Origin of the sequence: Nesterenkonia salmonea (assembly GCF_005771525.1) — a bacterium.
Lineage (GTDB): Bacteria > Actinomycetota > Actinomycetes > Actinomycetales > Micrococcaceae > Nesterenkonia > Nesterenkonia salmonea.
In genome coordinates, this window is the sequence record NZ_VAVZ01000048.1 from 1 (window position 1) to 19,133 (window position 19,133).

The 19,133-nt window shown below is 59.3% G+C and carries 18 protein-coding genes and 1 pseudogene; 10 read left to right on the top strand and 9 right to left on the bottom strand.

Annotated features, from left to right (window positions below):
* The first annotated feature begins 38 nt into the window (after nt 1-38).
* From FEF26_RS13645 to FEF26_RS13665, 5 genes are read left to right on the top strand one after another with little or no spacing between them, the layout of a single operon-like run.
* The gene (locus tag FEF26_RS13645; RefSeq protein WP_138254095.1) at nt 39-1,703 is read left to right on the top strand and encodes a class I SAM-dependent DNA methyltransferase; all 1,665 of its coding nucleotides are present in this window, start codon (nt 39-41) and stop codon (nt 1,701-1,703) included.
* Nucleotides 1,700-3,664 carry a DEAD/DEAH box helicase gene (locus FEF26_RS13650; RefSeq protein ID WP_138254096.1) on the top strand — a complete coding sequence of 655 codons (1,965 nt, stop codon included), beginning with the start codon at nt 1,700-1,702 and terminating at the stop codon, nt 3,662-3,664. Before FEF26_RS13645 ends, FEF26_RS13650 begins: the two co-directional genes overlap by 4 nt.
* Nucleotides 3,665-3,666: 2 nt before the next feature.
* Nucleotides 3,667-4,842 (top strand): GIY-YIG nuclease family protein, encoded by a 1,176-nt coding sequence (locus FEF26_RS13655; RefSeq protein WP_138254097.1) that lies wholly within the window; start codon nt 3,667-3,669, stop codon nt 4,840-4,842.
* Between the two features lie 45 nt (nt 4,843-4,887).
* Nucleotides 4,888-7,161, top strand: a complete 2,274-nt coding sequence (locus FEF26_RS13660; RefSeq protein ID WP_166433046.1) for an AAA family ATPase — start codon at nt 4,888-4,890, stop codon at nt 7,159-7,161.
* A 47-nt stretch (nt 7,162-7,208) separates the two neighbouring features.
* Nucleotides 7,209-8,189 carry an NAD(P)H-quinone oxidoreductase gene (locus FEF26_RS13665; protein ID WP_138254099.1) on the top strand — a complete coding sequence of 327 codons (981 nt, stop codon included), beginning with the start codon at nt 7,209-7,211 and terminating at the stop codon, nt 8,187-8,189.
* A 26-nt stretch (nt 8,190-8,215) separates the two neighbouring features.
* Here FEF26_RS13665 and FEF26_RS13670 read toward each other — a convergent pair whose 3' ends face one another.
* Nucleotides 8,216-8,677, bottom strand: a complete 462-nt coding sequence (locus FEF26_RS13670; RefSeq protein WP_243730598.1) for a DUF4381 domain-containing protein — start codon at nt 8,675-8,677, stop codon at nt 8,216-8,218.
* 451 nt (nt 8,678-9,128) lie between these two features.
* Between FEF26_RS13670 and FEF26_RS13675 the strand changes: the two genes are divergently transcribed.
* Together FEF26_RS13675 and FEF26_RS13685 are read left to right on the top strand one after the other, a co-directional pair.
* Entirely contained in the window at nt 9,129-10,172 is a 1,044-nt protein-coding gene (locus tag FEF26_RS13675; RefSeq protein ID WP_138254100.1) for an NAD(P)-dependent alcohol dehydrogenase, read from the top strand.
* Between the two features lie 375 nt (nt 10,173-10,547).
* On the top strand, nt 10,548-11,159 hold the full coding sequence (locus FEF26_RS13685) for a flavodoxin family protein (RefSeq protein ID WP_138254102.1): 612 nt from the start codon (nt 10,548-10,550) through the stop codon (nt 11,157-11,159).
* A gap of 35 nt (nt 11,160-11,194) precedes the next feature.
* On the opposite strand, the gene FEF26_RS13690 is transcribed toward FEF26_RS13685, so the two are convergent.
* Nucleotides 11,195-11,404, bottom strand: coding sequence for a hypervirulence associated TUDOR domain-containing protein (locus FEF26_RS13690; RefSeq protein WP_138254103.1), 210 nt, complete (start codon nt 11,402-11,404; stop codon nt 11,195-11,197).
* Between the two features lie 155 nt (nt 11,405-11,559).
* On the opposite strand from FEF26_RS13690, the gene FEF26_RS13695 reads away from it, so the two are divergent.
* A complete protein-coding gene (locus FEF26_RS13695) occupies nt 11,560-11,808 on the top strand; it encodes a hypothetical protein (RefSeq protein WP_138254104.1) in 249 nt (82 codons plus the stop codon).
* 34 nt (nt 11,809-11,842) lie between these two features.
* Nucleotides 11,843-12,094: a hypothetical protein gene (locus FEF26_RS13700; protein WP_138254105.1), complete on the top strand. Its 252-nt coding sequence runs from the start codon at nt 11,843-11,845 to the stop codon at nt 12,092-12,094.
* Nucleotides 12,095-12,236: 142 nt separating this feature from the next.
* Here FEF26_RS13700 and FEF26_RS16145 read toward each other — a convergent pair whose 3' ends face one another.
* Both FEF26_RS16145 and FEF26_RS16150 read right to left on the bottom strand, forming a co-directional pair.
* Nucleotides 12,237-12,602 (bottom strand): DUF3626 domain-containing protein, encoded by a 366-nt coding sequence (locus FEF26_RS16145; RefSeq protein WP_341805152.1) that lies wholly within the window; start codon nt 12,600-12,602, stop codon nt 12,237-12,239.
* On the bottom strand, nt 12,487-12,783 hold the full coding sequence (locus FEF26_RS16150; RefSeq protein ID WP_341805153.1) for a DUF3626 domain-containing protein: 297 nt from the start codon (nt 12,781-12,783) through the stop codon (nt 12,487-12,489). The genes FEF26_RS16145 and FEF26_RS16150 overlap by 116 nt, the downstream gene beginning before the upstream one ends.
* 140 nt (nt 12,784-12,923) lie before the next feature.
* On the opposite strand from FEF26_RS16150, the gene FEF26_RS13710 reads away from it, so the two are divergent.
* Nucleotides 12,924-14,405 (top strand): alanine/glycine:cation symporter family protein, encoded by a 1,482-nt coding sequence (locus FEF26_RS13710; protein ID WP_138254106.1) that lies wholly within the window; start codon nt 12,924-12,926, stop codon nt 14,403-14,405.
* Here FEF26_RS13710 and FEF26_RS13715 read toward each other — a convergent pair.
* The 5 genes and pseudogenes from FEF26_RS13715 to FEF26_RS13735 all read right to left on the bottom strand — a co-directional run.
* The gene (locus FEF26_RS13715) at nt 14,402-14,980 is read right to left on the bottom strand and encodes a GNAT family N-acetyltransferase (RefSeq protein ID WP_138254107.1); all 579 of its coding nucleotides are present in this window, start codon (nt 14,978-14,980) and stop codon (nt 14,402-14,404) included. The two genes, FEF26_RS13710 and FEF26_RS13715, sit on opposite strands and share 4 nt — an antisense overlap.
* Before the next feature lie 111 nt (nt 14,981-15,091).
* The gene (locus tag FEF26_RS13720; RefSeq protein ID WP_138254108.1) at nt 15,092-15,892 is read right to left on the bottom strand and encodes a hypothetical protein; all 801 of its coding nucleotides are present in this window, start codon (nt 15,890-15,892) and stop codon (nt 15,092-15,094) included.
* Between the two features lie 2 nt (nt 15,893-15,894).
* Nucleotides 15,895-17,118: a toxic anion resistance protein gene (locus FEF26_RS13725; protein WP_138254109.1), complete on the bottom strand. Its 1,224-nt coding sequence runs from the start codon at nt 17,116-17,118 to the stop codon at nt 15,895-15,897.
* 216 nt (nt 17,119-17,334) lie between these two features.
* Entirely contained in the window at nt 17,335-18,171 is an 837-nt protein-coding gene (locus tag FEF26_RS13730; RefSeq protein ID WP_138254110.1) for a thermonuclease family protein, read from the bottom strand.
* A gap of 366 nt (nt 18,172-18,537) precedes the next feature.
* Nucleotides 18,538-19,071 (bottom strand): annotated as a pseudogene (locus FEF26_RS13735) (transposase); the annotation flags it as partial.
* Nucleotides 19,072-19,133 lie beyond the last annotated feature (62 nt).

A 19,133-nucleotide genomic window follows, 5' to 3' on the forward strand; every position in this document is an offset into this window, starting at 1 on the left:
AAGGTGCATACCTCTCCAGGTGTTCTGTCAGTGGGTACATGAGACACCTCCAGACAGTACACATAACGGCCTGCGGTTCTGGCAACTTCCTGGTCATCGCGTACAAGGAACTCCGCAAGCTCGAACACGCGATTCTCGAGCGAATCGGCGAACTCAGCGGTCAGACGCAGCGAGAGCTGCTGGGCTCATGGATCAACATCGAGAACTTCTACGGCATCGAGATTGACCCGTTCGCCACCGAGGTCGCGATCCTGTCGATGTGGATCGCCAAACACCAGATGAACGTAGAGTTCCGCGAGAAGTTCGGCATCGACCTTCCCCTGATCCCGCTGAAAGAAGCCGGACAAGTCCACCAGGGCAACGCCACACGCGTCGACTGGAACTCAGTCTGCGCGAACAACGGTACTGACGAGATTTACCTGATCAGCAATCCGCCATATCTGGGTTCCTCTGTGCAAGAAGAACAGCACAAAGACGATTTCAGGACCTTTTTCGGGACCGGGTCATACGAAAAGAACCTTGACTATGTTGCCCTCTGGTTCATTAAAGGAGCGCGCTACATAACAGGATCCGCAGCTCAACTGTCTTTCGTGTCGACGAACTCTGTCTGCCAGGGTCAGCAGGTTGCTATGTTATGGCCACAGGTCTTCAACTTGGGCCTAGAAATTGGATTCGCGCACACTTCATTCAAATGGGAGAACAACGCCAAGAAGAACGCGGGTGTGACAGTGGTTGTTATTGGGCTGCGTCCTCGATCGCGCGATCCAAGGTACCTATTCGTTGATGGAATCAGGAGCGAAGCCAAGCAGATTAATGCCTATCTCGCTGATGCCAACGACGTAATCGTCACGAAACGTTCGCGACCGCTTGCTCAAGTGCTCCCACCAATGCTGTTCGGGTCGAAAGCAGTAGATAAAGGAAACCTGATCTTGGAAGAGTCAGAGAAGATCGGTCTGGTGGAGCTCCATCCAGAACTGGAGCCGGTCATCCGAGGCTATGTGGGTGCGGAGGACTACATCAAGGGGACCATGCGATACGCCTTGTGGTTCGACACCCAAAGTGACTATGAGTCCTATGCCCATCTGCCTGAGATCGAGGCCCGGGTCGAACGTGTCCGTGAGATGCGTGCCGAAAGCAAGAAGAAGGCCACCAAGCTGCAGGCTGACACGCCTTGGCGGTTCGCTGAAGTGAGATATAAGCCCACTGAGTCGATTATCGTCCCCAGCGTGTCGTCAGAGCGTCGTGAATACGTTCCCATGGGCTATCTAGACAAAAATGTGGTTATATCCAACGCAGCCAACGCCATCTACGACGCACAACCCTGGGTCTTTGCTCTTCTCACCTCCCGTATGCATATGACCTGGATGCGCGCTGCTGGCGGCCGTCTCAAAAAGGACTACAGATACGCCGCAACGTTGGTCTACAACACTTTTCCGATTCCTGGGATTTCAGGTGTGTCCAGGGAAGCTCTGACTGAAGCCGCGTTCCGGGTGCTTGATGTCCGTGAATACCACTCCGAAAAAACTCTGGCCGAGCTATACGATCCTGAGAAGATGCCTGGGGATCTGCGGGAGGCGCATCAGGAGCTGGATGATCTGGTGGATCGGATCTATAAGAAGAGCGGCTTCGAGCTGGATGAGGATCGGCTGCCGTACCTCTTCCGTCTGTATGAGGAGATGACAGCGAAGGAGGAGGCCAAATGAGTGCAGTGAAGAAGCCAGTGAATGTCGTCAACGTTGAGTACGCGCAGACCGGTAACAGCGTCAATACTGATGCGTTGGGGATGCGGGAGATGCAGCAGCGGGTCTATGCCCAGCGGGCTGCGCAGTATCTGTTGGTGAAGGCTCCGCCTGCTTCAGGTAAGTCCCGCGCTTTGATGTTCGTGGGGCTGGACAAGCTGTATAACCAGGGGCGGCAGAAGGTCATCGTGGCGGTGCCGGAACGCTCTATCGGCGGCTCGTTCGCGAACACGCAGCTGACGCGGCACGGGTTCTTCGCTGATTGGGAGATCAAGGACGAACACAATCTCTGCACCCCGGGATCGTCTGCTGGCAAGGTGGATCAATTCATTGACTTCCTCAACGGCCCCGACGCCACACTGGTCTGTACCCATGCGACGCTGCGGTTCGCCTACGAGAAGCTGCCAGCAGGCGCGTTCAACGGCACAGTGTTGGCCATTGACGAGTTCCACCATGTCTCCTCGGACACTGGCAGCAACCGGCTGGGTGAGCTGCTCAAGGGCGTGATGGCCAACTCGGATGCCCATATTGTCGCGATGACCGGTTCATACTTCCGCGGGGACTCGGTACCGGTGCTCTCACCAGGGGATGAGGCGAAGTTCACCCCGGTGACGTTCAACTACTACGACCAGCTCAACGGGTACGAGCACCTGAAGTCCCTGGGGATTGGGCATCACTTCTACCAGGGGCGCTACACCAGTGCGATCCACGAGATCCTGGACCTGAATAAGAAGACCATCCTGCATATCCCGAACGTCAACAGTGGTGAGTCCACCAAGGACAAGATCGAAGAGGTCGGGTTCATTCTGGATGCCATCGGTGAGGTGGTCAGCCAGGAAGAAGACACCGGCATCTTGCAGGTCCGCCGCAAAGATAACGGCGAGATGCTGCGCGTAGCTGACTTGGTCGACGACATGGATCAGCTGGCCCGTGCCGAGACCCTGCACTACTTGAGCACTGTGGCCTCGAAGGACCGGGATGCAGTAGATGTCATCATCGCCCTGGGGATGGCGAAAGAGGGCTTCGACTGGCCCTTCGCCGAGCACGCACTGACTGTGGGCTACCGCGCCTCGCTGACAGAAGTGATCCAGATTATTGGGCGGGTAACGCGAGATAGTCCGGGTAAGCAGCATGCACAGTTCACCAATCTGATTGCGCAGCCGGATGCGACCTCCGATGAGGTCAAGATCTCGGTGAACAACATGCTCAAAGCCATCACGGCCTCCCTGTTGATGGAGCAGGTGCTGGCGCCGAACTTCACGTTCAAGGCTAAGACCGGCAACGATGACGCACCGAAGCCGGGTGAGTTGCAGATCAAGGGGTTCAAGGAGCCGTCCTCGGACCGAGTGAAACAGATCGTCGCTACGGACCTCAACGATCTGAAGGCCACGGTGCTGCAGGATGAGACCTTCGTGAAGCAGGCTGCGGCCAACGCTGACCCTGAGACCACCAACAAGGTGCTGATCCCGAAGATTATCCGTGACCGCTACCCGGACTTGGATGAGTCTCAGGTCGAGGAGCTCCGCCAGCAAGTGGTGGTGGACTCGGTGGTGAAGAACGGTGAAGTCAAGAATGTTGGCGATAAGCGTTTCATCAAGATGCAGGACAAGTTCGTCAACATCGAAGAGCTCAACATCAATCTCATCGACTCGGTCAACCCGTTCCAGCGGGCGTTCGAGGTGATGTCGAAATCAGTGACTCCTGGGGTTCTACGGATTATCCAGGACACCATCTCCTCGAACCGGATCCAGATGACCGAAGAGGAAGCCGTGGCACTGTGGCCGAAGATCCAGCAGTTCCACAAGGTCAACAGGCGCCGTCCGGACTTGCGCAGCGAGGACCAGACAGAGCGTCGCTTGGCTGAGGCATTGTTGTTCCTGCAGAAGCTGAAGCGGGAACGCGAAGCCCAAGGAGGGGCACAGTAGCCATGAGCGAAAAACTCGACCTCGACAGCATCCTTGCCTCCGACGACGCCGGACTACTGGATGCACCGAAGAAACCCGCCAAAGTCACCTCCAGCGACCGGCTCGAACGGTCATTCCTGGAGATCGTGGAGTTCTACCGCGAACACCAGCGCATCCCGAGCTCAACCACACGCGAGATCGCCGAACGCAAGCTCGGAGCCAGGCTGGACGGCATCCTGGCTAACGACGAGAAGATCCAGGCGCTCAAACATCTAGACGAGTTCGGACTGCTCGAGGTGCCGGAAGCACCAGAGTCCCTCGATGAACTGCTGGACTCCGATGGTGCTGACCTGCTGGAAGATACTTCCGGGATCCTCGACACCAGCAGCCTGCCGACCCCGCCACGGGCGCAACGGACTGACCCTGAAGAGGTAGCCCAGCGGATCAAGAGCGAGGACTTCAAGGAGTTCGAGCCACTGTTCGCGCAGAAACACGAAGAACTCCGCAACGGCCAGGCCAAGCTCGTGCCATTCGGTGGAGAATCCAGCATCGAACCGGGAGCCTTCTTCGTCCTCTCAGGCCTGATGCTCTTCGTCGCCGAGCTAGGCGAGAAACAACCCGTACCGGGCAAGCGAGTCCGATATAAGCAGCGCACCCGGACCATCTTCGAAAACGGCACCGAATCCAGCCTCTACCGCCGCTCACTGGCCGGGCGTCTCTATGAGCAAGAAGGATTCGCGGTGGTCGATGCCAATCACGGAGAGATCCTGCCTGATGACCAGGCCACAGGATTCATCTACGTACTGCGCTCACTCAGCGATGACCCGCAGATCAGCGGCATCGAGAACCTCTACAAGATCGGGTTCTCCCGCGGCCCTGTGGAAAAGCGCATCGCTGGTGCCGAGAAGGAGCCCACCTACCTGATGGCCCCGGTAGAGGTTGTGGCTAGCTACCGCACCTACAACCTGAAAACCTCCGCGCTGGAGCACCTGCTGCACCGCGTGTTCTCGGATGTGAAACTCAACGTCAGTCAGGTCGGCAAAGACGGCCGTCGCTACGAACCCTCTGAGTGGTACGCGGTACCGCTACCCGTCATTGACCGTGCTATCGAGCTCATCACCTCGGGCGGCATCGTCGACTTCGAATACGACGCCGCACTCCAGGAACTGGTTCAGCGACAGGAGGTGAATGGTGATTAACATTTTTGTTAGTCAAAGCGCGAGGAACAGCTAGGGGGAAGTCTGGTGCTCGAGAACGTCGAAATCACTGGAGGCGCGTGTTTTGGTGCAGAACCAGCTGAGCTTGGACCGCTCGAGCCGGTTACCTTCATCTTCGGTCAGAATGGTTCAGGCAAGACCACGATCAGCCGCGCTTTTGCAGGATATGACTCCTTGTCCATGAACTGTCAGTGGAGTAACAGCCTGGAGATGACGCCCCGTGTCTATAACCGGGACTTCATCGATCGGTTTCTATCCGAGTCTTCGCGTATACCCGGTGTATTCGTTCTAGGCGAGCGAAGTGGTGACGCACAAAAGCGCCTCGACGAGATCGAGGGCGAAGGTGGTGAGCGTCAAGCCGCTGAGAATCAACTGGCAACCGTAACTAAGTCACGCGATGATAAGGCTACAGAAAAGGAAGAGGCTCGCGAAACACTCAAGAAAGAAGTATGGAAGAAGATGCAGCAGCTTATCAAGGATGAGACGTCCTTGAAGCCTGCCTTTGTTGGGGCTGCCGGTGGTGTCGGTAACAGCAAGGACAAGCTGGCGGAAAAGCTCTTGCTCGTTCCTTCTCTGGAAGAGTCAGGCGAGCCTCCTGAGTTATCTGTTCTCGTGACTGAGGCAGCAGCTGTGTTGTATGAAAGCGCTCAGGAAGTTTCTTGGCTTCCATTGCTCGAAGACTTCTCGGCGGACCAGCGGCGTGGGTTCAAAGAATTGGGGGAGCGGCTCGTTGGCAGCGACAAGGTCACACTCAGTGAGCTGATCGAAAAACTAGGAAACAGTGACTGGGTCGCACACGGCCAGAAGTACCTGGAGTACTCAGACGGCCGTTGCCCGTTCTGTCAGCAACCGACACTTGAGTCCTTTGCGACTCATCTCGCAGAAGTGTTCGACGAGACGTATAAGGCTAAAGTTTCGTCTGTTCGTGAGTTTGTAGAGGGGTTCGAACAGTGGAGTGAGGGGCTAAAGACCATCAAGTCGGCATACCCGGAGGCCGCTCTGTATCTGGATCAGGCCAAATATGCAGAGGCCAAGACGGAGCTACAGCGGGTTCTCTCTGAGAACTCCGCCGCCCTGTTGAAGAAGCAGGGCACGCCGTCAGAGCCGATCGCTTGGATGTCCCTCGAGCCAGCAATCGCAGACCTCAACCGTATCCTCGAGGAAGCAAACCAGGGTATCGATAAGCACAATGACCTAATTAAGTCTCGGAAGCAAGAACGTCCGAAACTTCAAGATCGGTGCTGGAAGTACCTTGCGCATCGCATAGCTGTAGCCGACATAGCAGCATATCGAGGTGTAGAGGCAGCGTGCGACAAGGCGGTTGAATCACTCAATCAAAAGGTAGGGCAAGGCAAGAAACGGCTAGAGGAGCTCGCGGACCAAGTTAAGGAGCTCCAGCAGGATGTTGAGTCAACCCGTCCAGTGATCAATAAGATCAATGCCCTGCTTTCCAGCTCTGGATTTACCTCGTTCCATCTTGTGGAATCTGATGAGTTTGCTAATGGCTACAAGCTTGCGCGTGAGTCGGGAGAGGTAAAGCAGAATTCTCTCAGCGAGGGTGAGCGCACGTTTATCGCTTTTCTCTACTACTACCACTGGCTTGAAGGACGTCTCGACGACGAGGACGGCACTAGCAAATTCCTGGCTGTCATCGATGACCCTATCTCCAGTCTCGACAGTGACATTCTGTTCATCGTCAGTGCCCTAATTCGCAAACTGATGAGTAGAGCCTGGAAGCCCGACGGCCGTCTCGGCCAGATAATCCTGTTGACCCACAACGTCTACTTCTATAGGGATGTGACTTACGAGGGAAGCCGCGACAACAATGGTCGCCGTGCATACTTGGTGATCCGAAAGGTTCAAAATGGAAAGAGTGCAATTGAAAAACACGACGATAATCCCATCAAGACTGACTATCAGCGACTCTGGGGCGAAGTTCGGAGGGCGACTGAAAGCACTGATGCAATTAGTCTTGTCGGACTCCAGAATGTAATGCGTCGAATCTTGGAGACATACTTCCGTATTTGGGGCGGGGGAATTTGGGACGGCGATATCCAACTTCAGTTCACTGAGCCTGAGAGGTTCGTCTACAACGCGCTGTTCAAATGGTCCAACGAGGGTTCACATGAAGCGGTGGAAGACCTGCACTACACACCCAGCACACTCACGCAGAACACCTATCTGAATGTGTTCCGTCGAGTTTTTGAAGCTACGCGACACGAACAGCACTACAACATGATGCTCCACGGCAAGTCCAGCCTGGAGATGCAGACTTCCGAGTGGGCCTACCACTCGAACTAGGAATGGGGTGTAAAGGCTCACGGGTCTAGAGGACTAGTCTGTAGTCCATGCGAGCCATTACATTCGATGCCCCCGGAGATGAAGCCGTTCTGAGCTGGAGCGAGGTTCCTGATGTGGAGCCCGGACCCGGCGAGGTGCTGATTGAGGTCGCCGCAGCGGGTGTGAACAACGCGGACCTGTTGCAGCGCAAGGGGAACTACCCCGTACCGTCGGGTGCCTCCGACATCCTTGGTCTGGAGTGCTCCGGCAGGATCGTCGCACTGGGTAAGGGCGTGACCGGGTGGGAAGAGGGCCAGCACGTGGCCGCTCTGCTCATCGGCGGAGGATACGCCGAACGCGTCGCCGTTCCTGCCACGCAGCTTCTGCCGGTGCCGGAGAACCTCGACCTGGTCAGCGCCGCTGCACTCCCGGAAGCAGCCTGCACCGTCTACTCGAACATCGGGGTGGTCGCCGGTCTCCAGCCGGGGGAGTCCTTCCTGGTGCACGGAGGAGGCAGCGGGATCGGCACCCACGCCATCCAATGGGCGCACGCCCTGGGTGCACGCGTGTTCACCACCGCCGGAAGCCCAGAAAAACTCGACGCGGCAGAGGAACTGGGTGCCAGCGTCGTCATCAATTACCGCGAAGAGGACTTCGCACAACGCATCAAGGAAGAGACCGACGGCGCCGGGGTGAACGCCATCCTCGACATCATCGGAGCGCCCTACCTGACGCCGAACCTGAAGTCGCTGGCATTCAACGGACACCTGGTCATCATCGGCGCACAGGGCGGGCTGCGCGATGCCGAGCTGGACTTGGGCCGGATGCTCAAGCGTCGGCTCCACGTCTCGGCGACCACGCTGCGCGGACGTCCCGCCTCTGAGAAGGCCGAGATCGTCACTGCCGTGACCGAGAACGTATGGCCCATGGTCGCCGACGGGCGGGTCAAACCTGTGGTGCACACCGTGCTGCCTATGAAGGACGCCGCCGAATCCCACCGGATGCTGGCTCGTGGTGAGGCGATCGGCAAACTGGTGCTGACCCCCTGACCCGGCGGCGGGCGGCGTCGTCGTTCTCAGCGAAAACGGCGGAAGGAATAGACGATCAGCACCAGTGCGAGGACCCCAGAGAAGATCAGTGTGGCTCCAGCGCCCCAGCCGCCGACTAGCCACCAGCCATCAGCCAGCGGCCACCACCCAGGCGCCTCGGGCCGAATTCCCCACACGACCCCCAGTGCTGTCAGGCAGAGCGCACCCAGCGTGCTGAGCACGACCTTCGGCCAGGTGCTCACTCCCTGTGCGGCCAGGCGCCGGGCTCGGGCCTTGACCGGAACCAGTCGACGCCGCGCCCACGCGTAACGAGTTGCCAGGACGGCCAGACCAGAGGCCAACAGCAACAAGCCGGGGCCGGGCAGAACCAGACCCGCGGCTCCAGCTACCACCAGCGTCCAGCCCAGGATCTCGAGGCCGCGCCGTTTCACCCACCGCTGCATGGTTGGTGGGTCCGGGGGTGGCCGCTGATCGACCAAGTGGTTCATAGGATCATCCTCACGCGCGACGCTGGAGGTTGAATGGAAAGAACGCCTGACCATGCTGACAGGCCCCGTTCCGACAGGACAGTTGCGGTACAGTTCGCTCATGATTATCCGTGTCATCCTCATGCGCGTCGCCCGAACCGTGATCCGGATGGTCCAGCAGCGCCGCCGCGGGCAGGGGCGACCGCCGCAGCGCTACTGAACTGGACCCTCCACTGCCGGGCCTGGGCCACCTGACCAAAGGGCCCATATGTAGCCTGTGGTTCGCGGTGGGACGCAGCTCGCACGCCTAGAACCAGAGGCGCACAGGCGGGCGCATGGCCGAGGACCCAGTGAGCAGCTCACCGTTGTCATACCTGCCGCCACGGTGACAAGATACAAAATGTCCGCAGACAGCATCTCAACGCCGCTCCGGCGCAGCAGACTCTGGAGCGCAATGCAAGGAGGACCGGGTATGAAGGCGCTTCAATATGTCGAGGTAGGAAAGGCTCCAGAGGTTCGGGAAGTCCCCACCCCAGAGCCAGGGCCCGGCGAGGTTCGGCTGAAGGTCACAGCAGCGGGGGCGTGCCATTCAGACAGCTTCGTGATGGGCCTCAGCGAAGAGCAGTACACCGCCTTCGGATACCCCCTCCCCATGACCCTGGGACACGAAGGTGTAGGCGTCGTCGACGCGCTCGGTGACGGCGTCAGGGCAGTGGAGCTTGGCGAATCGGTCGCCGTCTACGGACCCCAGGGGTGCGGGCGTTGCAAGCCCTGCGCTGAGGGCAGCGAGAACTACTGCCCCCACGCTGCCGCCATGGGCATCACCCCGCCGGGCCTCGGAACCGACGGCGCGATGGCCGAGTACATGATTGTCCGAGATCCCCGCCTGCTGATTCCGCTGGGAGACTTGGATCCGGTCGAGAACGTGGCGCTGACGGACGCGGGATTGACACCCTACCACGCGGTGAAAGGCTCCATGGAGTTCCTGGTGCCCGGCAGCGTTGCCGTAGTCATCGGCGTGGGCGGGCTGGGCCACGTCGCCGTCCAGATGCTGCGCGCCATGACGTCAGCCACGGTGGTGGCACTGGATGTCAGTGAGAGCAAGCTCGAGTTCGCACGCGAAGTGGGAGCCCACCACGCGTTCCTCTCCGATGAGAACGCGGCACAGCGCATCGCCGAGGAAGTCGGTCCCGGTCCAGCAGCAGCCGTCTTCGACTTCGTGACCAACGACAAGGTCCTCGACATCGTGTACGCGCTCAGTGGCCCCCGGACCGACATGGTCCTCGTAGGAGCCGGGGCGGTTGAGCGGACTGTGGGACTGCTGGGGCAGCCATTCGGCTCACGAGTGCGCGCACCTTACTGGGGCACACGACCAGAACTCATGGAAGTCTTCGAGTTGGCGCGTACCGGTCAGGTGACCGTCGAGACCGAGCGCTTCAGCCTCCACGACGGCCCGGAGGCCTACCGCAAACTGCACGACGGCGAGCTGCGGGGGCGTGCCGTCGTCGTTCCGTGATCTCGGTTGTCACCTCACCCGGGGATGCAGTGGTCGCAGCAGTAGACGACGCCATCAGATTTCCGGCCATGGCCGATGATTCTGACGCTGCAGGTCCCGCAGGACGGAGCCATCGCGTGGATAGCGCATTCAAAGCTGTCAAAGACACCGCTGGACCCGTTTTGGGTGATTGTCATCGGGGAGTCGTAGGAATTGCCGCAGGTATCGCATACATCCATGGTGAGCCTCCTGTTGCTCTGTCGACAGAAACCCCATGTCAGGGGTCCGTCTCACTGAGCCTAAGGACCGCGACCTGACAGCGTCAACGGTGACGGGCCGGGGCTTCACAGCCATAGGACCTTGTCAGCGGTCCTGGACAAGCAGTAGCGTCCCACCATGAACCAAGACCTCACGGCAGTGGCGCTGAACTGTACCCTCAAACCCAGCCCAGGGGATTCCAGCACAGATGTCATCAGCGCACAGATACTGAACGAGCTCTCCGGTCACGGGATCTCGGGGCAGACCATTCGGGTGGTGGACTATGACGTGCGCCCGGGTGTCGAAGCCGATATGGGCCACGGCGACCAGTGGCCCGGCATCGCCCAACACATCCGCGACGCCGACATTTTGGTCTTCGCTACCCCCACGTGGGTGGGGCATATATCCAGTGTCGCCCAGCGGGTCCTGGAACGGCTCGATGCAGAGATCTCCCGCACTGACGATCAGGGCCGGCCTGCGATGTTCGGCAAAGTCGCGGTCGCGGCCGTGGTCGGCAACGAAGACGGGGCGCACAAGATCATCGCCGACACGTTCCAAGGTCTCAACGACATTGGGTTCACCATCCCCGCGCAGGGCGCAACGTACTGGAACCACGAAGCGATGAACCCCAAAGACTACAAGGACCTGACCGAGACCCCGGAGGCAGTCCGGGCGACGATCTCAACACTGTCGGCCAATGCAGCGCACCTGGCCCGGCACCTGAAGGACCACCAGTACCCGGGGGCCTAATGGTTTGAATTGTCGGCTTCGGTGGCGTGCACCGTTCAGCGGCTGTCGTTGTCGAGGGCGCCCTCGTGGTGAGCGGCCTGGGATCCGGTCTTCTCGGACTCCACTACGTAGACAGGATCCTCATCTGATGCCCGGAATGTCTGTCCCTTGAAGGTGAGGTCCTCGGTGTGTTTAGAAACCACCTTGCCGTACGTCTTTCCCTGACTGGTATTCCAGCTGACTGTCTGACCCTTCTGAAACGCCATAGTCGATTCCTCCCTGTTGACGCAGATGCCGTTGAACTTCCCACGATCGACCCAGGCTATATCGGACGGCGTCGTACTCTGAGACTTTGGCGCCGCTGCTGGTGTCTTGCCCCCGGGCCTCGCAGGTATTGGCGGACTGTCGATAGGGTCCGTATATGGATGAGCCGATATGGATCTTGTGGGTGGCAGGGGTAGGTGCGATTGTGGGAGGGGTACTGCTGTTCAAATACCGAGATCAGGCCTACAACGTCATACACAGGAGCAACCCATTGTTCCGCGGAGATCCCAAGGACTCGTTCGGCGATGGTTCCTTTCTATTCTTGCCGGCCATATTTGCTCCGCTCATAGGCATCTTTTTCCTGTTCTTCGCTGCGTCGCGGACTTTTGGCTGGGATCTCTTCTAGTCGACCTGGGGGTCGACTCCCGTAGGCTGGCGCAATGTCGTTCGACTTTTCGTGGTACATGCTCCTGCCACTGGCAGCGGGGTGTTTAGGTCTCTTCATCTTCCTGAACTACGAAAAAGTCCACGAAATCAACAAGCGGTACGACGAGAAGATGCGTCTCCCCAAGCCATTTCGGAGGACGTACCACGACCCGAAGGGGCGCCGCAATCGTTTCGGTGCAGGTGGCATGGTTGTCATTTCTGTGTTCGTGATTATCGGTATGGGAACTGGCTTCATTCAGACGTAAGTGGTTCATGGTCCTGCTGTCTCGCCAGTGGGGAGTGGCCACATTCATTGAGTCGAGGTTGCTTTCCGACCGAAGCGGGCGAGCAGGTGCCAGACCCGTTTCACGGTCTGTGGATCGTACTCCCCACTGCGAGCCGCACGCCCTACGGCACGGGCGTGATGACCTCACCGAGCCGCTGGGCGAGTGCGACCGGTTCAGTGCCGCGAAAACGCGCATCGAGAGATGAGGTGCAGAGTCTGAAACCAGGATGGAAATCCACGGCACATCCAAGTCTCTCCGCAGCCTCGGCAACGAATCCGGTTCGGTGGCAGGGGTCGAGCACGACTGCCTCAACATCGTCGGTGAAGTTGAGACCCGAATGGACATGCGCTTCAACGTAGTCGTCCAGATAGTCATGTGCAGCGGAGCCGAAAATACGCGGAGTCGAAGCGAGGCGAGCCGCCGTAGACGTCGTCGTTCCTGTTCCAAGCGCCATAGACGGGCCGAGAGGCGGGATCACGAGCGTCATACCTGCCCTTGAAGAGGCGGCTCTCCCACCGCCAGCGTTCACCGTGGGGATAAGCGGTCAGCCCGCCGTTGCTGATCCCGGTCTCAAACTGAGAACGATATCTGCCGTCGCGCACCATCGACTCGATGACCAGGCCGTCCTCATACGGCCAATCAGGATGGAACTGCAGTGTCAGATACATGGCAGAAGTCTAAGAGGCCGATGGGCCGGGACGCAGGCGCATGACGTCCATCCGACAATAGGTAGATGAACACGCCACAGACCTTCGATAGAGTGCTCTGACAACCTGACCTGGGGCGGAACCGACTATAGGGGCGTGAGATGGATTCGTTAGTGGAGATGCTGGAGGCCGTGGAGGATCCTGCCTGGCAGTTCGTAGGCATTCCTGTCATCACCGTGGTCGCGGTGTACTTGATGGTGCGTACACGGTTAGTCCAGCTGCGGCATATACCGAATATGTTCCGGTCGATCACCCAGCGAGCGCAACGAGACTCCGGTGGCCGTACCCGCTCTCTCTCAGCCTTCCAGGCTTTTGCCGTGACGGCTTCGGCTCGGGTGGGCACCGGCAACATCGCCGGCGTTTCAGGAGCGATTGCAATGGGCGGCGCCGGCGCCGTCTTTTGGATGTGGGTCATGGCGCTGTTCACTGCGTCAGCCAGCTTCGTGGAATCCACACTCGCCCAGCTGTATAAGACGCGCCGGTTCGACACTTTCAAGGGCGGGCCGGCCTACTACATCCAACGAGGGCTCGGCTCACGTTCATTGGGGATGGCTTTCGCCGTCGTTTTCATCTTCTGCTTCGCCCTCAGCTTCACCTCCCTGCAGGCCAACACCATTGTTGACACTGTCACTGGAGCCGCGGAGACTGCCGGAATGGCTGACGTCGGCCCCCTGACCTGGGCGCTGGCAGTCCTCCTGGTCATCCTGACCGGCATCGTGGTGATCTTCGGGGGGCTGCGTAAGGTGGCGCAGGTCGCCCAGAACGTGGTCCCGCTGATGGCCATGCTCTACCTGGTGCTCGGCATTGCGGTTGTCATCGTCAATATCGACCAGTTGCCCGGCGCGGTGGCAGCCATCTTTGGTGAAGCCTTTGACTTCCAGGCGGCTGCAGGTGGCGCCTTCGGGGCCATGATCGTGGCCGGAGTCCAGCGCGGCATGCTCTCCAATGAAGCCGGTATGGGTTCTGTGCCGAACGTGGCGGCCACTGCAGATGTCTCCCACCCCGTGAAACAGGGGCTCGTGCAGACGCTCGGGGTGTACTTCGATACCTGGCTGATCTGCTCGATCACGGCGTTCATCGTCCTGGTGACATATTCAGACCCCGTCGGTGCAGACGCGAATGTCGGGGCTGAACTGACCCAGGGTGCTTTGGAGGAGGCCTTCGGACTCTTCGGTGCAGTGGCCCTGGCAGTGATCATCTTCCTGGTGGCCTTCACCTCCATTCTTGGTAACTACTCGTACGGGGAGGCCAACGTTCTCTTCTTCTCCGACTCGGAGAGGTTCCGGAAGGTCTTTGCAGTGGTGCTGACCGGAGTGGTCTTTGTCGGGGCCACCATTGAGGTGGACCTCGCGTGGGCAATTGCAGGGGTGGCCATGGTCGTGATCGCCCTGTTCAACCTGGTGGTCATCACGATCCTCGCCCCGACGGCGCTGAAACTGCTGCGACACTACGAAGACCAGCGCCGCCAGGGGCTGCAGCCTGTCTTCACGGACACCGATCTTCCTGATATCGAAAATGTCGAGTGTTGGGGCTTAGAGGATGTTCAGTTCTACTTGGATGAGCGCACGGCTGAGAGAACTTAGCCACCGCAGTGACCCAGGCCCCCTTGGACCGGGGCCAGTTTTTTCCTGGTGAACAGGGTAGTCCCGCGGGCGGCGTCGACCTCCGTACGACCGGTTTCCGTGAATCCGACCTTGGACAGGACGCGACGAGAGGCGACATTCCAATCCCACACAGTGGCCCAAAGATGTTGATACCCACATGCTCTCGCCCAGTCGATGATCACCCAGGCAGCCTCTGTCGCGTATCCATGACCCCAGGTTCGGCGCAGCAGCTCGAAGGCCAGCTCCGGCTCGCCTTCCGAGCCGCGTCCGCTGTCGACGAGTCCGCAATAGCCGATGACATCCCGGTCGACCTTCCGTTCGATCGCAAGCAGCCCGACCGACGACGGCTGGTTTGTCCGGATCGAATCTCCAAGTTCCGTCACGGTCGGATGGCCCTCTGCATCTATACGACGATGGGGCGGTACTCGTGGATCCCTTTCGGTCCACAGCTCACGCATGACCCCGGCCTCGGCCACTCGCCAAGGCCTCAGCAGCAGCCGGCTCGTCTCAAACAAAAGCTCACCGTCTTGAGGTGGAGGGACCTCACTGACCATGACGGCAATTCTGGCATGTGGAAGCGTTCGCGGCAGTGCGAAAGCGATAGAGCCGTGTCACGTGACATGCGCCTGTGCCGCGAGCGTCGTTCGGGCGAGGACAGCTCAGGACTATCCAATCCCGAAGTCGAATCCGTCCCGTTGGTGGTGCCCGAACCGCTGTCGCAGAAAATTCCCCGTAGTTGTCAGCTCCGCGGAGGTATGGCTGTGACGACTGGCGTGCAGAGAATCAGCTTGTCCAGAAAGGAGTTGCAGCTGGTCGGCTAGTTCTTCGTTAGGTGTTTTGCCGTTGGGTTGCTTGTCGTTCGCCATGGCGCCGGGAACGGCGAGGTAACCCTGTACAACGCTCGGCAGGTATTCGCGAACCATCGCGGTTAATTCGTACTCGAACGTGGCGTCCGCGGTTGGTTGACGTCTCTCGGCGTCGATTACTGCGTCCAGTGTGTGGCAGGTTTCTAGGATGGTGACATAAGAGTCGGCCGGGAGCCGGTGTTTGTTCTGTTTAGCATGGGAGCTGACCCACGCCAGGGACGGCGAAAGGTCGTCTTTCACGGGAGCGATCGGAGCGGGCGCTTGGGACTGCTGGGCTGGAGGTTGGATGGGTGGCTGGGGCCGAACCGGGTCGAACTGCTGGGGTGCGCCACGGTTTCGCTTGGGCAGCCACAGGTCACGCAGCATGAAGCTCCGCACGGCGGAGGCGCCCAGGGACAAAAGCCCCAGAAGGGCCGCCAGTGACTCGGCCCAGGTGAGCACCATCGCGAGTGAGAACATGGCTGCGTAGATTGCGCCCTCAACGATGACTCGCTTGTTCTTCGCCGCCACTCCGATGATGAGCACATAGAAGCTGGCGAAGATGAAGAAGAAGAGGGCAAGCCCAAGTTTGACAATGTTTCCAAAGGTAAGTCGAGACACAGTCAGCCCTTCTGCGATCGTGTGGTGGCATCGGAGGCGTGACTGCGCTCCAGCTGTTGTCGGGATCGGCTGACCTGTCCCTCGAGAACCTGGATAGTCTGCTTCATCGATTGGGCGGCTTCGACTTTGAACCTATCGATTTCGTCCATTGCTTGGAATACGTTGTCAAAGGCTTGTTGCAGCTTAGCCGGGTCGATGGTGGCCTTGGCCGCATTCTGGTGAACTGCAACCCCTTGGGTCTTGAGCAGCTCCGAAGTGGAGACAATCATGTCCGCCGTGGTGGAATTGAGGGCGTCGATTTGGGCCAGCACGATCTTTTGCTGCGCCAGCGCCTGCGAGACGACCACAGCGACGCGCAACGCTCCGAGGGTCGTACCGAGTGCACGATCGACGCCTTTGATCAGCTCTGTATTGTTTTTCTTGACCACATCAAGAGCCAGGTAGCCCTGAATGGAGACCGCCATCTGCGTCATCAGATCCTGATGGCGCTGACGGACGTAGAAGAGGGCATCCCCTTCCAACGTGGCAGCGTCGTCGGTCTTTCCCTGATTGCGGAGTGTCGCGATACGTTGCTCCAGTCCCTCTCCCAGGGCGCTTGCGAGGACGGCATAGTTCGCCAGCTGCCCCATCGCGGCCCACAGTGAGTCGCGTTCCGTCTGGATTGCAGCGTTGTCCTGACGGAGTTCATCCTGACCGCCTTTGAGCGCCTTGGTGATGGCATCAAGTTGGTCCTGCGCGGACTCGTACTTCATGAAATATCGTTGAATGGCGCTTCCTCCCGGGAGAAACTTCAGAATGCGTTTGCTCCCGGTCAGATCATGACGTTTCGGGTCCAATTCCGTCACTATCTGACGCAGTTCCACCAAAGTGTTGCCGGTGCGCGACGCCGGGTCAGCGCCGGATGCTGCCAGGGCCGAGGCCGGCCTCTTGAGCATGCGGTTGGATGCGGCGCCAGCTTGTTGCATGGTGCCTTCGCCCAAGCGGGTCAATTGGGCCAGTTTGGTCTCAAACTCCGGACTGTGCAGCGGAGTCTCCAACAGGTCGTCAAGGAACCTTTCGGCAGTGTCGGCATGCTTCTGCTTCTCATCACTGTCGACGAGAATCATGCCGCCGACTTTTTCGGGTTCATGCACCGTCACCTCTGCCACAGGAGTCGGCGGTTCCAAAATCAGCGGACTGTCCTGCTCAGGGGGCTGGGTCGGGCTGAGATCGAGGGGGTTCGACATGCGTTACTCCTTGAATTCCCGGACTGACCGCAGTCTCGGATTCGGTCTCCACCGGAGCTCAGATCCCGGATCCGGATACTTTGCAGGGACAGTGGTGACGAGGCTATTGACTTAGGCTGTTTCGGATCTGAATTGATTCTAGGATCAGAGACAGCGACTTTTAATATCGATCTTATGCTAACTGCATTGCTGGGGTCAGCACCCGAAGACAAGAATCTAGCGGTTTCCCTCACATCCGATGCCGTCACCGTCACCGTCCAGTCCGTGGGGATCTGAGCCGATGACTTCAACTGCGAAGTCAATGTCGCTGCAATTGATGTTCGGCGGATACGGGGGCACGCATGGAGTGTAGTTCGGGTCGCAGTTCTCCCCTTCAGGCGGGTCAGGAACGGGGACTGGCGCGCAAGTCTGCATCACAGTTCCGTCGTCGGCCGCAATGTAGTCAGGTTCTCGAGAGTGGAATCCATAGCCATCGCGTGAGTCGTACCGGGACACGGCGAGGCCTTCCTCGATGAGGGTCAGACCGGCGTCTGTCCCGTCCACGTCGATGTAGCGAAGGATTCTCCCGTAGTGGTCGGCGTCGTCCCCATCACGCGTCAAGGTCACAGTCTCGTTGAGCACCAGCTCACTCATTCGCTCCGTTGCCGTGTCGAAGTGGCATTCGCCCCGCTCAGGGGTATCCATCCCCAGCAGACGGACAATGTCGCTATTGTCCAGCTCGACAGTGTCACCGTCGACGATGCGCGTCACCACCGCTGTGTGAACAGCGTCATCATCCTCCGCTGCCGGCGGGGGAGGATCGGGGGTTGGGGAAGGCGAGGGGGATTCAGGTTCTGTTTCCGCTTCCTTGGTGGGCGCTTCCTCTTCCGACTCCTCGACTACTGGCTCTTCACTTTCAATTCCCGTCGGCACAGGAACGGCGGTGGGTGTCGAGGCAGACTGCGCTGGCTCGTTGTCGCCGTCGCTGAGAGCATTGGCGATGCCACCCAGTACGGCGAGGAAGACAATGATGATCAGGAGGCAACCGCAGCAAGAGCGTTTACTTTTCCTCAATCCGGGGGGCCTGACGGCCTAGCAGTGATATTCATTTCTGCCCCTCAGCAGGTGGAATTGATGATGATCATCTATCTTAGGCGTTCTTTGCGCCGTACTGCTTCACCCAAAAAGGGGTGGAGGGTGGTCGCAATTGGATTGCCAACCCTGCCGTGCATGCATCGGCGGCCCGTCTCGGCGGAATTGCGCTGCCTCAGCCACTTCCTCATTTCAAGGAGTCAGGCTCACCGTTGCGGCCCCTGACCAGAGAGGGACCGGAGCGAGTTTGTGGAGCCTCCTACCGGATTTGAACCGGTGACCTTTCCATTAGATGGGGTAAAGCGCTTTGCGAGTAATTGGAGGCGGCCTATTCCTTGCTAAAACGGCTCATCGCAGATGAGGGTGTAGTAGGGGTCTGAATCCTCCGGTGTCCAGCAGTGCTCTGGTGATGTAGTTGGTCAGGTTCCGGAATCCCAGGGCGGTGCCGCGCAGGTGCTCGAGCCTGCCGTTGATCGCTTCGGTGGGGCCGTTGGATGTGCCGGGCCTATCGAAGTAGGCCAGGATGTCTCCGGCGCGCTTGTTCAGGGTTCGGCCCAGCTTCTTCAGTTCTGTCAGCTCGGCGGGGATACCCCGGCGCAGCGAGGTGATGACCTGCTGCAGCAGTTGCTTGCCGTCTTTCTTAGAGGGGTGCCGGTAGGCGGCAACGATCTTCTGATACACGCTCCAGGTGGCTTCGACTTCGACGTGCTCATCAGCGGCGAACACGCTGGTCAGCTTCCTTTCCTGGGGTTCGGTGAGCAGGTCCGCTCCGGTGCGCAGGGTCTTGCGTGCACCGTAGAGGGGGTCACCAGAGCGTCCTCGGTGGCCGGTGGTCTCTCGTTGAACCCGCTGCCGGGCCTGATCCAATGCGTCCCCGGCCAGGTGAGGTCGGCCCAGGGCGCAGTATCAGCGTTTCGGCTGGTCTGTTTCCCTGGGCCGCCTCC

Excerpts from the sequence above, each read along its gene's own strand:
- FEF26_RS13645 (WP_138254095.1), top strand. The coding sequence starts at position 39 with ATGAGACACCTCCAGACAGTACACATAACGGCCTGCGGTTCTGGCAAC.
- FEF26_RS13650 (WP_138254096.1), top strand. The coding sequence starts at position 1,700 with ATGAGTGCAGTGAAGAAGCCAGTGAATGTCGTCAACGTTGAGTACGCG.
- FEF26_RS13655 (WP_138254097.1), top strand. The coding sequence starts at position 3,667 with ATGAGCGAAAAACTCGACCTCGACAGCATCCTTGCCTCCGACGACGCC.
- FEF26_RS13665 (WP_138254099.1), top strand. The coding sequence starts at position 7,209 with ATGCGAGCCATTACATTCGATGCCCCCGGAGATGAAGCCGTTCTGAGC.
- FEF26_RS13670 (WP_243730598.1), bottom strand. The coding sequence starts at position 8,677 with ATGAACCACTTGGTCGATCAGCGGCCACCCCCGGACCCACCAACCATG.
- FEF26_RS13675 (WP_138254100.1), top strand. The coding sequence starts at position 9,129 with ATGAAGGCGCTTCAATATGTCGAGGTAGGAAAGGCTCCAGAGGTTCGG.
- FEF26_RS13685 (WP_138254102.1), top strand. The coding sequence starts at position 10,548 with ATGAACCAAGACCTCACGGCAGTGGCGCTGAACTGTACCCTCAAACCC.
- FEF26_RS13690 (WP_138254103.1), bottom strand. The coding sequence starts at position 11,404 with ATGGCGTTTCAGAAGGGTCAGACAGTCAGCTGGAATACCAGTCAGGGA.
- FEF26_RS13695 (WP_138254104.1), top strand. The coding sequence starts at position 11,560 with ATGGATGAGCCGATATGGATCTTGTGGGTGGCAGGGGTAGGTGCGATT.
- FEF26_RS13700 (WP_138254105.1), top strand. The coding sequence starts at position 11,843 with ATGTCGTTCGACTTTTCGTGGTACATGCTCCTGCCACTGGCAGCGGGG.
- FEF26_RS16145 (WP_341805152.1), bottom strand. The coding sequence starts at position 12,602 with ATGACGCTCGTGATCCCGCCTCTCGGCCCGTCTATGGCGCTTGGAACA.
- FEF26_RS16150 (WP_341805153.1), bottom strand. The coding sequence starts at position 12,783 with ATGTATCTGACACTGCAGTTCCATCCTGATTGGCCGTATGAGGACGGC.
- FEF26_RS13710 (WP_138254106.1), top strand. The coding sequence starts at position 12,924 with ATGGATTCGTTAGTGGAGATGCTGGAGGCCGTGGAGGATCCTGCCTGG.
- FEF26_RS13715 (WP_138254107.1), bottom strand. The coding sequence starts at position 14,980 with ATGGTCAGTGAGGTCCCTCCACCTCAAGACGGTGAGCTTTTGTTTGAG.
- FEF26_RS13725 (WP_138254109.1), bottom strand. The coding sequence starts at position 17,118 with ATGTCGAACCCCCTCGATCTCAGCCCGACCCAGCCCCCTGAGCAGGAC.